Origin of the sequence: Burkholderia sp. BCC0405 (assembly GCF_902833075.1) — a bacterium.
Taxonomy (GTDB): Bacteria; Pseudomonadota; Gammaproteobacteria; order Burkholderiales; family Burkholderiaceae; genus Burkholderia.
The window spans coordinates 34,926-49,441 of record NZ_CADFEO010000030.1 but is presented as its reverse complement, the minus strand read 5'-3'; the positions used below and the strand labels follow the sequence as shown (position 1 = coordinate 49,441).

Annotated in this window: 17 protein-coding genes; 12 read left to right on the top strand and 5 right to left on the bottom strand. The window is 70.0% G+C overall.

The annotated features are described in order from the left end of the window. Positions 1-44: 44 nt before the first annotated feature. The 9 genes from mdcA (at position 45) to HWX36_RS33835 (ending at position 7,498) form a co-directional block, all read left to right on the top strand. Positions 45-1,691 (top strand): malonate decarboxylase subunit alpha, encoded by a 1,647-nt coding sequence (mdcA, locus tag HWX36_RS33875; protein ID WP_175958114.1) that lies wholly within the window; start codon positions 45-47, stop codon positions 1,689-1,691. A gap of 10 nt (positions 1,692-1,701) precedes the next feature. Next, positions 1,702-2,016 (top strand): malonate decarboxylase acyl carrier protein, encoded by a 315-nt coding sequence (gene mdcC, locus HWX36_RS33870; protein ID WP_027787896.1) that lies wholly within the window; start codon positions 1,702-1,704, stop codon positions 2,014-2,016. Next, positions 2,013-2,948, top strand: a complete 936-nt coding sequence (locus tag HWX36_RS33865) for a biotin-independent malonate decarboxylase subunit beta (RefSeq protein WP_175958113.1) — start codon at positions 2,013-2,015, stop codon at positions 2,946-2,948. Before mdcC ends, HWX36_RS33865 begins: the two co-directional genes overlap by 4 nt. Then, positions 2,935-3,642: a biotin-independent malonate decarboxylase subunit gamma gene (gene mdcE / locus HWX36_RS33860; RefSeq protein WP_175958112.1), complete on the top strand. Its 708-nt coding sequence runs from the start codon at positions 2,935-2,937 to the stop codon at positions 3,640-3,642. Before HWX36_RS33865 ends, mdcE begins: the two co-directional genes overlap by 14 nt. Next, the gene (gene mdcG, locus HWX36_RS33855) at positions 3,629-4,297 is read left to right on the top strand and encodes a malonate decarboxylase holo-[acyl-carrier-protein] synthase (protein WP_175958111.1); all 669 of its coding nucleotides are present in this window, start codon (positions 3,629-3,631) and stop codon (positions 4,295-4,297) included. The genes mdcE and mdcG overlap by 14 nt, the downstream gene beginning before the upstream one ends. Continuing rightward, positions 4,294-5,160 carry a triphosphoribosyl-dephospho-CoA synthase MdcB gene (gene mdcB, locus HWX36_RS33850; RefSeq protein WP_175958110.1) on the top strand — a complete coding sequence of 289 codons (867 nt, stop codon included), beginning with the start codon at positions 4,294-4,296 and terminating at the stop codon, positions 5,158-5,160. Before mdcG ends, mdcB begins: the two co-directional genes overlap by 4 nt. Further along, positions 5,157-6,089 (top strand): acyltransferase domain-containing protein, encoded by a 933-nt coding sequence (locus HWX36_RS33845; RefSeq protein ID WP_175958109.1) that lies wholly within the window; start codon positions 5,157-5,159, stop codon positions 6,087-6,089. The genes mdcB and HWX36_RS33845 overlap by 4 nt, the downstream gene beginning before the upstream one ends. A gap of 117 nt (positions 6,090-6,206) precedes the next feature. Continuing rightward, positions 6,207-6,728 carry a phospholipase D-like domain-containing protein gene (locus HWX36_RS33840; protein WP_175958108.1) on the top strand — a complete coding sequence of 174 codons (522 nt, stop codon included), beginning with the start codon at positions 6,207-6,209 and terminating at the stop codon, positions 6,726-6,728. A 125-nt stretch (positions 6,729-6,853) separates the two neighbouring features. Then, entirely contained in the window at positions 6,854-7,498 is a 645-nt protein-coding gene (locus HWX36_RS33835; RefSeq protein ID WP_175958107.1) for a phosphoribosyltransferase family protein, read from the top strand. Positions 7,499-7,505: 7 nt separating this feature from the next. Here HWX36_RS33835 and HWX36_RS33830 read toward each other — a convergent pair whose 3' ends face one another. Further along, on the bottom strand, positions 7,506-8,723 hold the full coding sequence (locus HWX36_RS33830) for a polyhydroxyalkanoate depolymerase (RefSeq protein ID WP_175958106.1): 1,218 nt from the start codon (positions 8,721-8,723) through the stop codon (positions 7,506-7,508). A gap of 253 nt (positions 8,724-8,976) precedes the next feature. Here HWX36_RS33830 and HWX36_RS33825 point away from each other — a divergent pair, with 253 nt between their 5' ends. Further along, complete coding sequence (locus tag HWX36_RS33825) at positions 8,977-9,606, top strand: glutathione S-transferase (RefSeq protein ID WP_175958105.1); 630 nt, start codon at positions 8,977-8,979, stop codon at positions 9,604-9,606. Between the two features lie 173 nt (positions 9,607-9,779). Then, a complete protein-coding gene (locus tag HWX36_RS33820; protein ID WP_175958104.1) occupies positions 9,780-9,986 on the top strand; it encodes a hypothetical protein in 207 nt (68 codons plus the stop codon). A 110-nt stretch (positions 9,987-10,096) separates the two neighbouring features. On the opposite strand, the gene proP is transcribed toward HWX36_RS33820, so the two are convergent. Then, complete coding sequence (proP, locus tag HWX36_RS33815; protein ID WP_175958103.1) at positions 10,097-11,587, bottom strand: glycine betaine/L-proline transporter ProP; 1,491 nt, start codon at positions 11,585-11,587, stop codon at positions 10,097-10,099. Between the two features lie 539 nt (positions 11,588-12,126). Between proP and HWX36_RS33810 the strand changes: the two genes are divergently transcribed. Then, positions 12,127-12,459, top strand: a complete 333-nt coding sequence (locus tag HWX36_RS33810; RefSeq protein WP_175958102.1) for a YnfA family protein — start codon at positions 12,127-12,129, stop codon at positions 12,457-12,459. A gap of 27 nt (positions 12,460-12,486) precedes the next feature. Here HWX36_RS33810 and dnaQ read toward each other — a convergent pair whose 3' ends face one another. Genes dnaQ through HWX36_RS33795 form a run of 3 tightly spaced genes read right to left on the bottom strand, consistent with a single transcriptional unit; the run spans position 12,487 to position 14,512 of the window. Then, positions 12,487-13,221, bottom strand: coding sequence for a DNA polymerase III subunit epsilon (gene dnaQ, locus HWX36_RS33805; protein ID WP_175958101.1), 735 nt, complete (start codon positions 13,219-13,221; stop codon positions 12,487-12,489). 38 nt (positions 13,222-13,259) lie between these two features. Then, the gene (rnhA, locus tag HWX36_RS33800) at positions 13,260-13,703 is read right to left on the bottom strand and encodes a ribonuclease HI (protein ID WP_039347704.1); all 444 of its coding nucleotides are present in this window, start codon (positions 13,701-13,703) and stop codon (positions 13,260-13,262) included. After that, positions 13,700-14,512 carry a class I SAM-dependent methyltransferase gene (locus HWX36_RS33795; protein ID WP_089439696.1) on the bottom strand — a complete coding sequence of 271 codons (813 nt, stop codon included), beginning with the start codon at positions 14,510-14,512 and terminating at the stop codon, positions 13,700-13,702. Before HWX36_RS33795 ends, rnhA begins: the two co-directional genes overlap by 4 nt. Between the last annotated feature and the right edge of the window lie 4 nt (positions 14,513-14,516).

Sequence of the window (14,516 nt, the reverse complement as noted above, 5' to 3'; positions counted from 1 at the left end):
CAGGCTTAGAATGCCGCTGAACCATCGAAGCGGGAGAACAGTTCATGACGGGATGGAATCACGCGCGGCAGGCGCGCGATGCACGACTCGCGGCCGGCGCGGCTTACGCGCAGGGCAAGCGGGTCGATGCGCGCGACACCGTGGCGTTGCTCGAAGCGGTGCTGCGGCCGGGCGACCGCGTCTGCCTCGAAGGCGACAACCAGAAGCAGGCCGACCTGCTCGCGACGGCGCTCGCCGACGTCGACAGCGCGAAGATCCACGACCTGCACATGGTGCAGTCGGGCGTCGTGCTGCCCGAGCATCTCGACGTGTTCGAGCGCGGCATCGCGAAGCGTCTCGACTTCGCGTATTCGGGCCCGCAGTCGCAGCGGATCGCGAAGCTGCTGTTCGGCGGCAAGATCGCGCTCGGCGCGGTGCACACCTATCTCGAACTGTTCGCACGCTACTTCATCGACCTCACGCCGCAGGTCGCGCTGATCGCCGCGGTCAGCGCCGATCGCGACGGCAACCTGTACACGGGCCCGAACACCGAGGACACGCCGACCGTCGTCGAGGCCACCGCGTTCAAGGACGGCATCGTGATCGCGCAGGTCGACCGCATCGTCGACAAGGTGCCGCGCGTCGACATCCCGGGCGACCGCGTGCATTTCGTCGTCGAGGCCGGCCGGCCGTTCTACGTCGAGCCGCTGTTCACGCGCGATCCGGCCGCGATCACCGAAACGCAGATCCTCACCGCGATGCTCGCGATCAAGGGCATCTACGCGCCGTACGGCATCAAGCGCCTGAACCACGGGATCGGCTTCAACACGGCCGCGATCGAGCTGCTGCTGCCGACCTACGGCGAGAAGCTCGGGTTGAAGGGCAAGGTCTGTTCGCACTGGGCGCTCAACCCGCACCCGACGCTGATTCCCGCGATCGAGTCGGGCTGGGTCGAGCAGATCCACTGCTTCGGCTCGGAAGTCGGGATGGACGACTACATCCGCGCGCGCTCCGACATCTGGTTCACGGGCCCCGACGGGTCGCTGCGCTCGAACCGCGCGTTCTGCCAGACCGCCGGCCTCTATGCGTGCGACATGTTCATCGGCTCGACGCTGCAGATCGACCTGTCCGGCCATTCGTCGACGGTCACGGCCGAACGCATTGCCGGTTTCGGCGGCGCGCCGAACATGGGCAGCGACGCGCGCGGCCGGCGCCATCCGAGCGAGCCGTGGCTGAAGGCGGGCGCGGAAGCCGACCCCGACACGCCGGCGGCGCTCAGGCGCGGCCGCAAGCTCGTCGTGCAGATCGGCGAGACGTTCGGCGACAAGAACGTGCCGATGTTCGTCGAGAAGCTCGACGCGCTGAAGCTCGCCGACAAGCTGCAGCTCGACCTCGCGCCGATCATGGTCTACGGCGACGACGTCACGCACATCGTCACCGAGGAGGGGATCGCGAACCTGCTGATGTGCCGCGACAAGGACGAACGCGAGCACGCGATCCGCGGCGTCGCCGGCTATACGGAGATCGGCCGCGGCCGCGACCGGAAGATGGTCGAGCGGCTGCGCGAGCGCGGCGTGATCCGTCGCCCGGAGGATCTCGGCATCGATCCGCTCGACGCCGATCGCCGCTGGCTCGCCGCGCGTTCGATCAAGGATCTCGTGCACTGGTCGGGCGGGCTTTATGCGCCGCCGGCCCGGTTCCGCAACTGGTGAGGAAGAGGGCATGGAACAGTTGAACTATCGCTTCACCGCGCGCGAGCGCGCGAAGGGCGAGCAGGCCGCGGCGCTCGTCGGCGTGGTCGCATCGGGCAATCTCGAAGTGCTCGTCGAGCGCGTGTTGCCGGGCAACGAATGCGAGATCGACATCCGCACGGCGGCGGTCGGTTTCGGCGCGGTGTGGCAGGCTGTCGTGACGGATTTCGTCGAGCGGCGCACGCCGGGCGGCCTGAAGCTGTCGATCAACGACGGCGGCGCGCGGCCCGACATGGTGTCGCTGCGGCTCGCGCAGGCCGTGCGAGCGATCGAGGGAGATGCATGATGAACGACGCGATCCACGACGCGCCCGCATTCGTCGCGAATGGCGCGAGCTGGTACGAGGCGTCGGCGCGGCAGCGCATCGACGGCCTGCTTGACGCGGGCAGTTTCAGCGAATTCCTCGGCCCGGCCGAGCGCGTGACGAGCCCGCACCTGCCGCTGTTCGACCTGCCGCAGCAGTTCGACGACGGGATGGTGGTCGGCCACGGCCGGCTCGACGGCCGGTCGGTGTTCGTCGCCGCGCAGGAAGGCCGCTTCATGGGCGGCGCGTTCGGCGAAGTGCACGGCGCGAAGCTCACCGGGCTGCTGCGTGCCGCGCGCGAAACCGGCAAGCCGGTGTTGATCCTGTTCGATACGGGTGGCGTGCGGCTGCAGGAAGCGAACGCGGGCGAACTCGCGATCGCCGAGATCATGCGTGCGCTCGTCGAAGCGCGCGCGGCCGGCGTGCCGGTGATCGGGCTGATCGGCGGGCGCGCGGGCTGCTATGGCGGCGGCGGGTTGCTCGCCGCGTGCTGCTCGGCGCTCGCGGTGTCGGAGCAGGGGCGCATCAGCGTGTCCGGCCCTGAAGTGATCGAGACCAATCGCGGCGTCGAGGAATTCGATGCAAAGGACCGCGCGCTGATCTGGCGCACGATGGGCGGCAAGCACCGGCGGCTGATCGGCGGCGCGGACCGCTACGTGGCCGACACGCCCGACGCGTTCCGTGCGGCGGCGCTCGAGCTGATCGGCCGTGCGCCGACGTTCGATGCGGCGATGCTGCGCGCGGAACAGGCGCGCCTCGAAGCGCGCGTCGAACGGTTCGGCGCATGCGCGGATGCGCTCGACGTGTGGCGCGCGCTCGGTGCGGACGCGCCGGAAGCGATTCCCGGGATGCCCGACGATGCGTTCGCGAAACTCGCCGACCAACTGCAGGAGCCGCAGCATGACGCTCGATGAAGTCCTGAACTCGCTTTTTCCCAAAGGCCATTCGATCGCCCTTGATGGCGGCCTGCTGAGCGGCCACGCGGAACTGGCCGGCACGCGCGTCGACGTGATCGGCGTCGCCGACCGTTTGCCGTTCGGCATCGACGAGGCGCTGACGCTTGCATCGTGCGTGCTCGACACGATCGCGCGCGGCGGTGACACGCCGATCCTCGTGCTCGTCGACAGCGACAGCCAGCGGATGAGCAAGCGCGACGAACTGCTCGGCCTGAACGAAGGGCTGTCGCATCTCGCGAAGTGCCTGATGCACGCGGATCTCGCCGGGCACCGGACGATCGGCGTGCTGTACGGCCACACGGCCGCGGGCGCGTTCATCGCGACCGCGCTCGCGACGCGCACGCTGCTGGCGGTGCCGGGCGCCGAGCCGGAGGTGATGGACTTGCCGTCGATGTCGCGCGTGACCAAGCTGCCGATCGACGTGCTGAAGGAGATGGCGCGCTCGACGCCGGTGTTCGCGCCGGGGCTCGACAATCTCGTGAAGATGGGCGCCGTCGACGCCGTGCTCGATCCGGCCCGTGCGCTCGACGCACAGGTCGGCGAATGGCTCGGCAAGCCGGCCGACCGCGTCGACCGGCGCGCCGCGCGCGGCCGCCCGGTTGCCGCCGATGTGGCCCAGCGCGTCGAGGCGCTCGCGCGTGCCGCACGCTGAGCTGCCGCTGCGCCGCCACACGCTCGTCACGCTGACGGCGGCGGGGTGGGGCGCGGCATTCGCGCGTGATCCCGCGCTCGCGGCCGATCCGCTCGTGCGTGCGTGGGCCGAACGCGGCTGGCCGCTGATCGTGCGCCGCGCGTCGCCCGACGAGGCCGATGCCGGCTGCGTGCCGCTCGGCCTGCCGCTGCCGCCTTCCGCGGGCAAGCGGCGCATCGCGCTGAACGCGGCTGCCGACGCGCTTGCGACGGTCGGGCCGCTGCCCGCGTTGTCCGACGTGCTCGCCGCCGCGCCCGACGCATGGCGCACGGCGTTGCGCGAACTCGATACGCTTGGCGCGCGTTGCGGCGTGCAGGGCCGCGTGTTCGGCAGCCTTGCATGGCAGGCGCTGACGGGCGAGCCCTATCTGGGAGCGTCGTCCGATCTCGACATCGTGTTCCCGCTGCCGGCTCCCGCATCGCTCGCGTCGCTGCTCGACGGCCTCGCGGCGATCGACGCGCGCGCGCCGATGCGCATCGACGGCGAACTGCTGCGCGACGACGGCGCGGGCGTCAACTGGCGCGAACTGCAGGCGCGGCAGCCTGAAGTCGCGGTCAAGACCGCGATCGCCGTCGAGCTGATGCCGGCCGACGCATTCACCGGAGGGGCGCGATGAGCGCATGGGCTGCCTGCCGCGTACCTGCGCCGTCCGAAGCCGAGCGCATCGCCGAACTGGCCGAGCGCAGCCTCGTGTTCGAAATCGAGACCTATCCGAAGCCGGGGCTCGTCAGTCACGTCGACACCGGCAGTCACGCCGACATGGACGCCGCGACGTTCGCGCGCAGCGCTGCCGCGTTGCGGCCGTACTTCGCCGAGTTGGCCGACGCGGGCGCACGCGATGCGGACATGGCCGTGCTGCGCAAGATCGGCCTGCGTGCCGAGCACGCGATGCTTGGCGCGACCGGCGGCGTCAATACGCACCGTGGCGCGATCTTCGGGCTCGGGCTGCTGTGCGCGGCGGCGGGCCGGCGCGCGGTGCCGGGAACCATGCCGGCCGGGACGACGCTCGGCGCGTTCGTCTCCCGCCGCTGGGGCGCCGATATCCTCGGCGGCCCGCGCTTGCCCGACAGCCACGGCGAACGCGCGAGCCGCCGCTACGGCGTCGGTGGCGCGCGCCGCGAGGCGGCCGACGGTTTCACGACCGTCTACGCGGTCGGGCTGCCCGCGCTGCGTCGCGCGCAGCGTGACCTGCCTGGCGATCCGGAAGCCGCGCGCGTCGATGCGTGCTTCTCGCTGATCGCCGCGCTCGACGATACGAACCTGCTGCACCGGGGCGGGCAGGCCGGTCTCGACTTCGCGCGGGCGACCGCACGCGCGTTCGTGGCGCGCGGCGGCGTGCGCGCGCGCGATTGGCGGCTGCGCGCGGCTGCCGCGCATCGTGCGTTCGTTGCCCGGCGGCTGAGCCCGGGCGGCGCGGCCGACCTGCTCGCGATGAGCGTCTTCGTCGATGCGCTCGAAGTCGACGAGGGCGCACGATGACGCTGGCCATCCTCTGTTCGGGACAGGGCGCGCAGCGCGCCGACATGTTCGAGCTGACCGGCACCGCGCCGCAGGCCGACGCGTTGTTCGCGCACGCCGGCCGGCTCCTCGGCGACGATCCGCGCGCCTGGGTCCGGCAGGCCGGGCCGGATGCGCTGCGCGAGAACCGTGCCGCGCAGATTCTCTGTACGGTCCAGGCGCTTGCGGCTGCCGCGCTGCTCGACGCTCTGTGGCCGCGCCGACGCTGCGTCGCCGGCTACAGCGTCGGCGAAGTCGCGTCGTGGAGCGTCGCGGGGATGATCGAGCCGGACGCCGCGCTTGACCTGGCCGATGCGCGTGCGCGCGCCATGGATGCCGCGAGCGGCGGCGACGAGCGGATGGTGTTCGTACGCGGCCTGACGCGCGCGCAGCTCGCGAGGTTGTGCGACGGCCGCGATGCAGCGATCGCGATTGCGAACCCCGGCGACGCGTTCGTGGTCGCGGGGCGGCAGGTCGATGTCGATGCGGTGGCCGACGATGCATCGCGCGCCGGCGCACTGCGTGTCGCGCCCGTCTGCGTGCGGATCGCATCGCACACGCGCCGGCTCGCCGCGGCCGTGCCGGTGTTTCGCGCGTCGCTCGCCGCGACGCACGTGCGGCGGCCGCTGCCCGGCACGCGGCTGGTTTCGGGGATCGATGGCGCATCGGTGCTCGACGTCGACGCGGGCCTCGACAAGCTTGCGCGGCAGATCGCGGAGCCGGTCGAGTGGGCGGCCTGTCTTGCCGCTTGTGTGGAGGCCGGGGCGACCGCGTTCCTCGAGCTGGGACCCGGCCGCGCGCTGGCCGAGATGGCCGGCGGCGCCTATCCGGCGCTGCCGGCGCGCAGCCTCGCGGATTTCCGTTCCGTCGACGGCGTGGCGAGCTGGCTCGCACGCGTCGCGGCGGGCTGAACGACGGCGTGATAACGGGCCTGTAACCTGTTCGCCGGGCACGGGTTCTGCGCTGTGTGTTGCGCCGGCGCAGCAGCCTCGCAGCCGGTGCTTGCCACGCGAACTGGCGTCGCTAAAATGGCGCCCGCCATGAGACCCGCCGCCTTCCTTCTCGCCGCGCTTTGCTGCGCGGCGAGCGCCCACGCCAGCCAGATTCCGTCCGATGCCGCATCGGTCGGCACATACTTTTCGTATGACAATGCAGCGGCCGACGCGACCGTCGACCTGATCGGGCAGGCGCATCGTCGTGTGTTGCTGGCCGGCTATGCGCACGTGCCGCCGGCGGTGGCGAGCGCGTTGCGCGCGGCCCGCGCGCGCGGGGTCGAGGTGCGTGCCGTGCTCGTGCGTTCGCCGCGCGCGGGCCGGTACAGCGGCGCGGGCTATCTGAAATCCTCGGGTATCGACGTGGCGATCGATTCGCGGCATGGCGCTCCTGTGCCGCGCTTCGTGATCGTCGACGACAGCGTCGCGCTGACGACGCTGTCCGAAGGCGCGGCCGCGCATGCGGAAACGGTGAACGTGTTCCAGCGTGCCCCCGAGCTCGCGCAATCCTATGCGCAGTCGTTCTGGCGGCTGTACCGGCAGGCCGGCGGCCTCTGACCCTTGCCCTCGGCGCCGCGCGCGCCGGTGTGACCCTGCTTGCATCGGCACGGCCGATGAATCATGCTCGCTGACAGGCGCCGGCGCGGGTTTCGCGCATCCGGCGCAACGGCAGGGAGCCGATCGTGTTCGAGTGTTTTGCCGATCGCGCCGATGCCGGCCGCCAGCTGGCCGGCGCATTGCGCGATTACGCGGGGCGTAGCGATGTCGTCGTGCTGGCGTTGCCGCGCGGTGGCGTGCCCGTCGCGTATCCGGTCGCGTGTGCGCTGCATGCGCCGCTCGACGTGCTGGTCGTGCGCAAGCTCGGCGTGCCGGACGATCCCGAGCTCGCGATGGGCGCGATCGCGACGGGCGGTGCGATGCATCTGCAGCGTTCGGTGCTCCGCTCGATGCACGTGTCCGGCGAACAGCTCGACGACGTGATCGCGCGCGAGACGGCCGAACTGCATCGGCGCGAAGCGCTGTATCGCGGTGCCGCGCCGCCCCTGCCGGTCGAAGGGCGCATCGCGATCGTCGTCGACGACGGCGTCGCGACCGGCGCGTCGATGCGCGTCGCGCTGCAGGCGTTGCGCGAGCGTCACCCGGCGCGGATCGTGGCGGCTGTCCCGGTCGCGCCGGCCGGCGCGCGCCATCTGTTCGACGATCTCGCCGATGCGTTCGTCACGGTGTCGCTGCCGCTGTCGTTCTTCGGGATCAGCCAGTTCTACGCGCGCTTCGAGCAGACGAGCGACGACGAGGTACGGGCTTTGCTCGACGCCGCGCGGCCCTGACGCGGCATCACGTCCGCCTGATGCGGCGCGGGCGAGGGCGGCGGGTTTCGGCCCACACGAACACGCGCTGCAGCATCGGATGCACATCCCCATGCCAGCGCGCCCCCGTAAACAGCCCGTAGTGATCGCAGTCGGCGATGTCGATCCGGTAGCGTTCGTCGTCGGCGAGGCCGCTGCACAGGTCGAGCGCCGCGTGGGTCTGGCCGGCGCCCGTGACCTTGTCGCATGCGCCTTCGACGGTCAGCAGCGCGACGCCGCGCAACGCCGCCGGCTCGACGCGCCGGCCGCCCACGTCCCACGTGCCGAGCGCGAGGCTCATGCGCTGGAACACGATGTCGACCATATCGAGGAAATACTCGGCCGGCATGTCGAGCAGCGCCGTGTATTCGAGCAGCGCCCGCCGCGCGCCGGCGAGTCCGGTCATGTCGAAGCGCGACGCGGCCAGCGCGTACGCTTCGATCAGCGACAGGAAGCGTTGCGGGTACACGAGCGCGATCTCGCCCTGCTGCAGATAGGTCGGAAATACCTGGCGGCCGTGCCCCGCGAAACCGGGCGGCACGATGTCGATCAGGTGGCGGCGGCACCAGGCGAGCGAATGAGCGGCAGCGGCGGTGCCGAGCGCGCTCGGATTCCGGCGTGCGTCGAGCGGGCCGCCGATCAACGTGACGCTCGCGGGCGGCGGGAGGCCGCGCGCCGCGCGCAGCGCGAGCGCGCCGAGCGCCGGCACGGTCGCCTGGCACACGGCGACGACATGCAGCGGCCGGTCGTCCTGCGCGAGCCCGTCGACGAAACCGTCGAGCGTCGCGACATACTCATCGAGCCCGAAGCGGCCCGCCGCGAGCGGCACGTCGCGCGCATTGCGCCAGTCGGTCACGCAGACGTCGCCGTCGGCGAGCAGCGTCTCGACGGTTTCCCGCATCATCACGGCCGCGTGCCCGGCCAGCGGCGCGCACAGCAGCACCGTGCGCGGTGCATCGGCGCGCGTGAAGCGCCGCAGGTCGCAAAACGGCGTGCGTGCGACCACGCGCTCGCCGACGCCCGGCCATCCGATGTCGAAGTGCGGGGGCCCGTCCGGCGGCCCGAGCAGCGGCTCGAACAGGTCGTCGTAGCACGACGACGCGGCGTGCGGCAGCGTGGCCGCGGGCCACGCGTCGAACGCGTGCCGCGTCGCCGTGCGCCAGGCGCGCATCCATTCCCGCTGCTGCTCGACGAGGGCATACCACATGGCGAACCTTGGGGCGGAAGGGGGGTGAACTTGCATTATGGTCACTGTGGCCGGACACCGTGAGTCCCGCGCGCGTCCGGCTGATGCGCATCAAGCGCGGGGGCGCCAGGGCTGGCCGCGCTCGTTCCGTCAATTCGGCAAACTCGTGCGTGGCGCCGGCACCCGCCCGTTGCTGCCGGGAACGGACCCTGGGCGACGCCGCGCGATGCTGTTACAGTCGTCGCTCCCATTTCCCTCAAGCGGAGCGTTCGCGATGAAGCTGATCGGCATGCTGGATTCCCCGTTCGTGCGTCGGGTCGCCATTTCGGCGAAGCTGCTCGACCTGCCGTTCGAACACGAGTCGATCTCGGTGTTCCGTCATTTCGAGCAGTTCAGGGCGATCAACCCGGTCGTCAAGGCGCCGACGCTCGTGACCGGCGACGGGGCGACGCTGCTCGATTCGTCGCTGATCGTCGACTATCTCGATCACCTGGTCGCACCCGAGCGGCGCTTGCTGCCCGATACCGCCGATGCACGGTTGCGCGCACTCGTGCCGGTCGGCTTCGCGCTGGCGGCCGCCGAGAAGACCGTGCAGGTCGTCTACGAGCAGGCGCTGCGTCCGGCCGACAAGCAGCATGCGCCGTGGCTCGAGCGCGTGCTGAGCCAGATCGAGGGCGCATACGGCGCACTGGAGCCGCTCGTCGCGGCCGCGAACGGCTGGTTCGGCGGCGCGCGCCTGCTGCAGTCCGACGTGACGGCCGCGGTCGCGTGGCGCTTCACGCAGTTCATGGCGGCCGACTACCCGGTACTCGCGCGGATCGATCCGGCCCGTTATCCGGCGCTGGCCGCGCATTCGGCGCGGGCGGAAGCGCTGCCGGCGTTTGCCGAAACGCCGCTCGTCTAGTCGTCGCGGCGGCGCGCGACGCGGCCCCGCGTCGCGGTCCGTCGCCCGCTCGGCCTTGTCCGGCAAGCCTTTGCCGATTGTTCTCGGCGGCTGACAAGTGACTTCGCATTCGCGCCGTTTATCCGGAAGCGGCCGGTCCCTAGAATCCACTCCATCGAATCACGCATTGCCAGATGGAGCCGATGATGAAAGCCCTGATCGAATCGAGCCTGTACCACCCGTCCGTCGTGTTGCCGCTTGCCGCGCTGACGCAGTTGATGGTCGAGCGCGATTTCAATCTCAGTCAGGTCGGGCTGATCGTCGCGGCACGCGGTGCGCAGGCGGCGGTGTCGCGCTCGCGTGCGCTGTTGTTCTGCCGTCACTGCGAAGCTCAAGCGTGAGGGTGCTCGCGGCTGAAGGATGAAAAAAAGCCCGGCCGGCGCAAGCCGGTCGGGCGGATCGGATTCGATCGGGCCCCGGCTTCGGCCGGGGCTTTTTCATGTTGGAACGCTTATGCGCGTGCGGTCGATACGGCGGGCTCGTAGATTTCTCGCTCGTCGCCGTCGCGCAGCTGACGCACCAACTGGTGTGCCTCGCGGCGCGTCGCGACGGCCGGTGGCGAGCCCTTGAGCGGCTGGCGCGCGGTTTCGGCGAGCGCGACCACCGACACGATGCCGATCACGGCGGCGCCCATCATGTAGTACGCGGGCATCATCAGGTTGTGCGTGACGTCGACCAGCCACGCGGTCACGAGCGGGGTCGTGCCGCCGAACAGCGACACCGACACGTTGAAGCCGATCGCGAGCGCACCGTAGCGGATCTCGGTCGGGAACAGCGCCGGCAGCGCCGACGGCATCACGCCGGTGAAGCACGACAGCAGCACGCCGAGGATCAGCAGGCCGCCGAACACCGACACCGTGGTGCCCGCATGGATCAGCATCATCGACGGGATCGACAGTGCGAGCAGGCCGACGCAGCCGGCGAGCATCACGGGCTTGCGGCCGATCCGGTCGGACAGGCGGCCGGCGGCGAGCGTCAGCGGCATCATCAGCACCATCACGATCAGCACAAGCACGAGGCTGTGCGATTCGTCGAAGTGCAGCGTCGACGACATGAAGCTCGGCAAGTACGACAGCACCATGTAGTCGGTCACGTTGAAGATCAGCACGAGGCCGACGCACAGCAGCAGTGCGCGCCAGTTGCGCATCAGCGTTTCGCGGAAGCGCGCCTTCGGCACGGCCTTGTCCTGCGCTTCGCGCTCTTCTGCCTGGCGCTTGAACGCGGGCGTTTCCTCGAGCCTCATCCGGATGTAGAGACCGATCAGGCCAAGCGGGCCGGCGATCAGGAACGGCACGCGCCAGCCCCACGACAGCAGCGCTTCCTGCGACAGCGACGCGGTGAGCAGCGCGACGACGCCCGCACCCATCATGTAACCGATCAGCGTGCCGAACTCGAGGAAGCTGCCCATGAAGCCGCGGCGCTTGTCGGTCGAGAATTCGGCGATGAAGGTGGCCGCGCCGCCGTACTCGCCGCCGGTCGAGAAGCCCTGGACGAGGCGGGCGACGAGCAGCAGCACGGGCGCCATGATGCCGATCGATGCGTAGCTGGGGATCAGGCCGATTGCGAACGTGCCGACGGCCATCATGATCATCGTGGCGGCGAGCACGCGCTGGCGGCCGATGCGGTCGCCGAGCGGGCCGAACACCATGCCGCCGAGCGGACGCACGAGGAACGCGGCCGCGAACGTGCCGAAGGTTGCGAGCAGCTGCGCGGACGGGCTGCTGGACGGGAAGAACACCTTGCCGAGCGTGACGGCGATGTAGCTGTAGACGCCGAAGTCGAACCATTCCATCGCGTTGCCGATGGCCATCGCGCTGACGGCGCGCTTGAGGAGGCTCTGGTCGACGACGGTGATGTCGTCCGCGACGAGCGGGGCTTCGCCGGACGACGAAGTGGAGGAAGCAGCAGCGGTCGGGCTGACGTGTGTTGCGGTCAAGGTCATGCACTCCTTTGACTGCGCCGAACGGACGGGCCGTCCGACACGGTTTGCCGGTGAGCGCGGTGTCGCGTGCGGCGCGTCGGGGCAGGCCATTAAGCACTTACAGCACAAAAGGCGGTAAAGGGCCGTAAGGGGCTGCTTCGACGCGGGCCTGATGGGCCGTCGCGACAGTGCGCTCATGAAGAATGGGCCGCGTGATGCAGGCGGCAGATGCCGGTGCGGACGATGTCCGGCGTTCCGGCAAGCGCCCCGGAGGGGCAACGAAACGAGAAAAGCGGGCCTGTCGGGCGGGCTTTCCTGTGGGTGCAATTCCGGTCGAAGGGCCGATCCACCACGCGCGGACGGACTTCTCTCGAAATCGAATAGACAGAGATTGAATGTTGAAACAGGCGACATGATAGCACGATGACGGATGATCGTGCAAATTGCCGGGAGGCGCCCGTCTGGCGGGGCGTTCGGCGAGGGCGGCTCGGGTATGATCGGCGGCGCGCGGCGGGGCCGTGCCGCCCCTGGTGACGGGGGTCGAATTCACGAGGAACCGGATGACCGAACTGATGAGGATCGCGGCCCTGTTTGCCGCAACCGCGCTGGCCGAAATCGTCGGCTGTTACCTGCCGTGGCTCGTGCTGAAGGCGGGCCGGCCAATGTGGCTGCTGGTGCCGGCCGCGCTGTCGCTCGCGCTGTTCGCGTGGCTGCTGACGCTGCATCCGAGCGCGGCAGGGCGCACTTATGCCGCGTATGGCGGCGTGTATATCGCGGTGGCGCTGGTGTGGCTGCGGGTGGTCGACGGCGTCGCGCTGACCCGCTGGGACGTAGCCGGCGCGGCGCTCGCGCTCGGCGGGATGGCGGTCATCGCGCTGCAGCCGCGCGCGTGAGCGCGGCCGCGGCGCGTGCCGTCCGCTTCAAGCCGTTTCGGCGGCGTCCGCGTCGGCGGACCTGCGCCACACGCAGGTGCCCTTGACCGACTTGTCGAGCTCGTCGAGTTGCGCGAGGTGCGCGGCCAGTTCGTCGTCGCTCGCGGCCACCACGGCCAGGTCGAGCGCGGCGAGCGACACGCGCTGGCCGTTCGCTGCGCCGCCGTCGGCGCCCGCGTCGTCGAGCATGTCGATCACGAGGCTGTCCTGGCCGCGCGTCATCGCGAGATACACTTCGGCGAGCAGCTCCGAGTCGAGCAGCGCGCCGTGCAGCGTCCGGTGCGCGTTGCTGATGCCGAAGCGGTCGCACAGCGCGTCGAGCGAGTTGCGCTTGCCGGGGAACATCTGCTTGGCCTGCACCAGCGTGTCGATCACGCCGCCGCAATGTTCGGTGAACGGCGGCAGGCCGAGCCGCGCGAATTCGGCGTCGAGGAAGCCGAGGTCGAACGGCGCGTTGTGGATGATCAGCTCGGCGTCCTTCACGAAGTCGAGGATCTGGCTCGCGACTTCCGCGAATTTCGGCTTGTCGCTCAGGAATTCGGTCGTGAGCCCGTGCACCGCCAGTGCGCCCGGATCGCTGTCGCGCTCGGGGTTCACGTAGAAATGCAGGTTGTTGCCGGTAAGCCGTCGGTTCAGCAGCTCGACGCAGCCGATTTCGATGAGGCGGTCGCCCGTGCGGGCGTTCAGGCCGGTGGTTTCGGTATCGAGGATGATCTGGCGCATGTCGGGGAAAGCAAAGGAAGCAGGGGAGTGGACGGCGTTCAGGCCGTGAGCGATTCGACGCCGCGATTCGCGAGTGCGTCCGCGCGCTCGTTTTCCGGATGGCCCGCGTGACCCTTGACCCAGCGCCACTCGACCTCGTGCTGCGCGACGAGCGCGTCGAGCCGCTTCCACAGATCGGCGTTCTTCACGGGCGTCTTTGCCGCGGTGACCCAGCCCTTCTTCTTCCAGCCGTGGATCCACTCGCTGATGCCTTTCTGCACGTATTGCGAGTCGGTATGCACGATCACCTGGCACGGCCGTTTCAGCGCCTCGAGCGCGGCGATCACGCCCATCAGCTCCATGCGGTTGTTGGTCGTGTTGGGCTCGCCGCCGAACAGCTCCTTCTCCTTGTCGCCGTAGCGCATCAGTGCGCCCCAGCCGCCGGGGCCGGGGTTGCCCTTGCAGGCGCCGTCGGTATAGATGTCGATCGTATCGGTTGTCATGAATGTTCTTGGTGGGTAGTCGGGGAGGCCGCCGGCGTCAGGCCTGGTGCGAGCACGGGCTTCTTCATCCTGATCTGGCCGACGAGGCGCATGCCGCGCACGCGCTTGACGGCCGTCACCATGTAGACGGCGCCGAAGATCGGCCACCAGCGGTCGCCGGCGGCCTCCATGAAGCCGTAGCGCGCCAGCCACTGGTCGGTGACGAGCGGCGGCCGGTAACAGCCGAAGCGGCCGCGTTCGAGGTCGAAGCCGAGCAGCTTGATCCAGTCCTTGAGCCGGATGAACGCGATCTGGTCGCGCGTGGCCGGCACGAACGGACGGTTTGCCATGCGTCCGAACGATTGCCGCATGCCCCACAGGCTGAGCGAATTGAAGCCGGTGATCACGAGCTGGCCTTCCGGCATCAGCACGCGCTCGGCCTCGCGCAGCAGCCGGTGCGGATCGGACGTGAATTCGAGCGTGTGCGGCATCACGATCAGGTCGACGCTCTGCGACTCGAACGGCAGGTCGAGCAGGTCGCACCAGGTCGTGCTGCGGCCGTCGGGCGCGTGCTCGGGTGCATGCGCTTCGCGGGCCCATGGATACTGGTAGGGCGCGCTCGCGCCGCTCGCCGGATCGAGCACGAGGCCGCGATACGGCATGCGGTTCTCGCGCAGCGCGTCGAGCTGCGGCAGGCCGAGCTGCAGTGCGTGAAACCCGAAGACGTCGGACACGATCCGGTCGAGCTGCGCCTGCTCCCAGCCCAGCACGTAGCGGCCGGGCGGTGAGTCGGTCCAGGCGGGCCAGTCTATAATTTGACGGTCAGACATAACG

What these genes read in the sequence shown, in the direction of transcription:
- mdcA (WP_175958114.1), top strand. Translation starts at nt 45, where the DNA reads ATGACGGGATGGAATCACGCGCGGCAGGCGCGCGATGCACGACTCGCG.
- mdcC (WP_027787896.1), top strand. Translation starts at nt 1,702, where the DNA reads ATGGAACAGTTGAACTATCGCTTCACCGCGCGCGAGCGCGCGAAGGGC.
- HWX36_RS33865 (WP_175958113.1), top strand. Translation starts at nt 2,013, where the DNA reads ATGATGAACGACGCGATCCACGACGCGCCCGCATTCGTCGCGAATGGC.
- mdcE (WP_175958112.1), top strand. Translation starts at nt 2,935, where the DNA reads ATGACGCTCGATGAAGTCCTGAACTCGCTTTTTCCCAAAGGCCATTCG.
- mdcB (WP_175958110.1), top strand. Translation starts at nt 4,294, where the DNA reads ATGAGCGCATGGGCTGCCTGCCGCGTACCTGCGCCGTCCGAAGCCGAG.
- HWX36_RS33845 (WP_175958109.1), top strand. Translation starts at nt 5,157, where the DNA reads ATGACGCTGGCCATCCTCTGTTCGGGACAGGGCGCGCAGCGCGCCGAC.
- HWX36_RS33840 (WP_175958108.1), top strand. Translation starts at nt 6,207, where the DNA reads ATGGCGCCCGCCATGAGACCCGCCGCCTTCCTTCTCGCCGCGCTTTGC.
- HWX36_RS33830 (WP_175958106.1), bottom strand. Translation starts at nt 8,723, where the DNA reads ATGTGGTATGCCCTCGTCGAGCAGCAGCGGGAATGGATGCGCGCCTGG.
- HWX36_RS33825 (WP_175958105.1), top strand. Translation starts at nt 8,977, where the DNA reads ATGAAGCTGATCGGCATGCTGGATTCCCCGTTCGTGCGTCGGGTCGCC.
- HWX36_RS33820 (WP_175958104.1), top strand. Translation starts at nt 9,780, where the DNA reads ATGGAGCCGATGATGAAAGCCCTGATCGAATCGAGCCTGTACCACCCG.
- proP (WP_175958103.1), bottom strand. Translation starts at nt 11,587, where the DNA reads ATGACCTTGACCGCAACACACGTCAGCCCGACCGCTGCTGCTTCCTCC.
- HWX36_RS33810 (WP_175958102.1), top strand. Translation starts at nt 12,127, where the DNA reads ATGACCGAACTGATGAGGATCGCGGCCCTGTTTGCCGCAACCGCGCTG.
- dnaQ (WP_175958101.1), bottom strand. Translation starts at nt 13,221, where the DNA reads ATGCGCCAGATCATCCTCGATACCGAAACCACCGGCCTGAACGCCCGC.
- rnhA (WP_039347704.1), bottom strand. Translation starts at nt 13,703, where the DNA reads ATGACAACCGATACGATCGACATCTATACCGACGGCGCCTGCAAGGGC.
- HWX36_RS33795 (WP_089439696.1), bottom strand. Translation starts at nt 14,512, where the DNA reads ATGTCTGACCGTCAAATTATAGACTGGCCCGCCTGGACCGACTCACCG.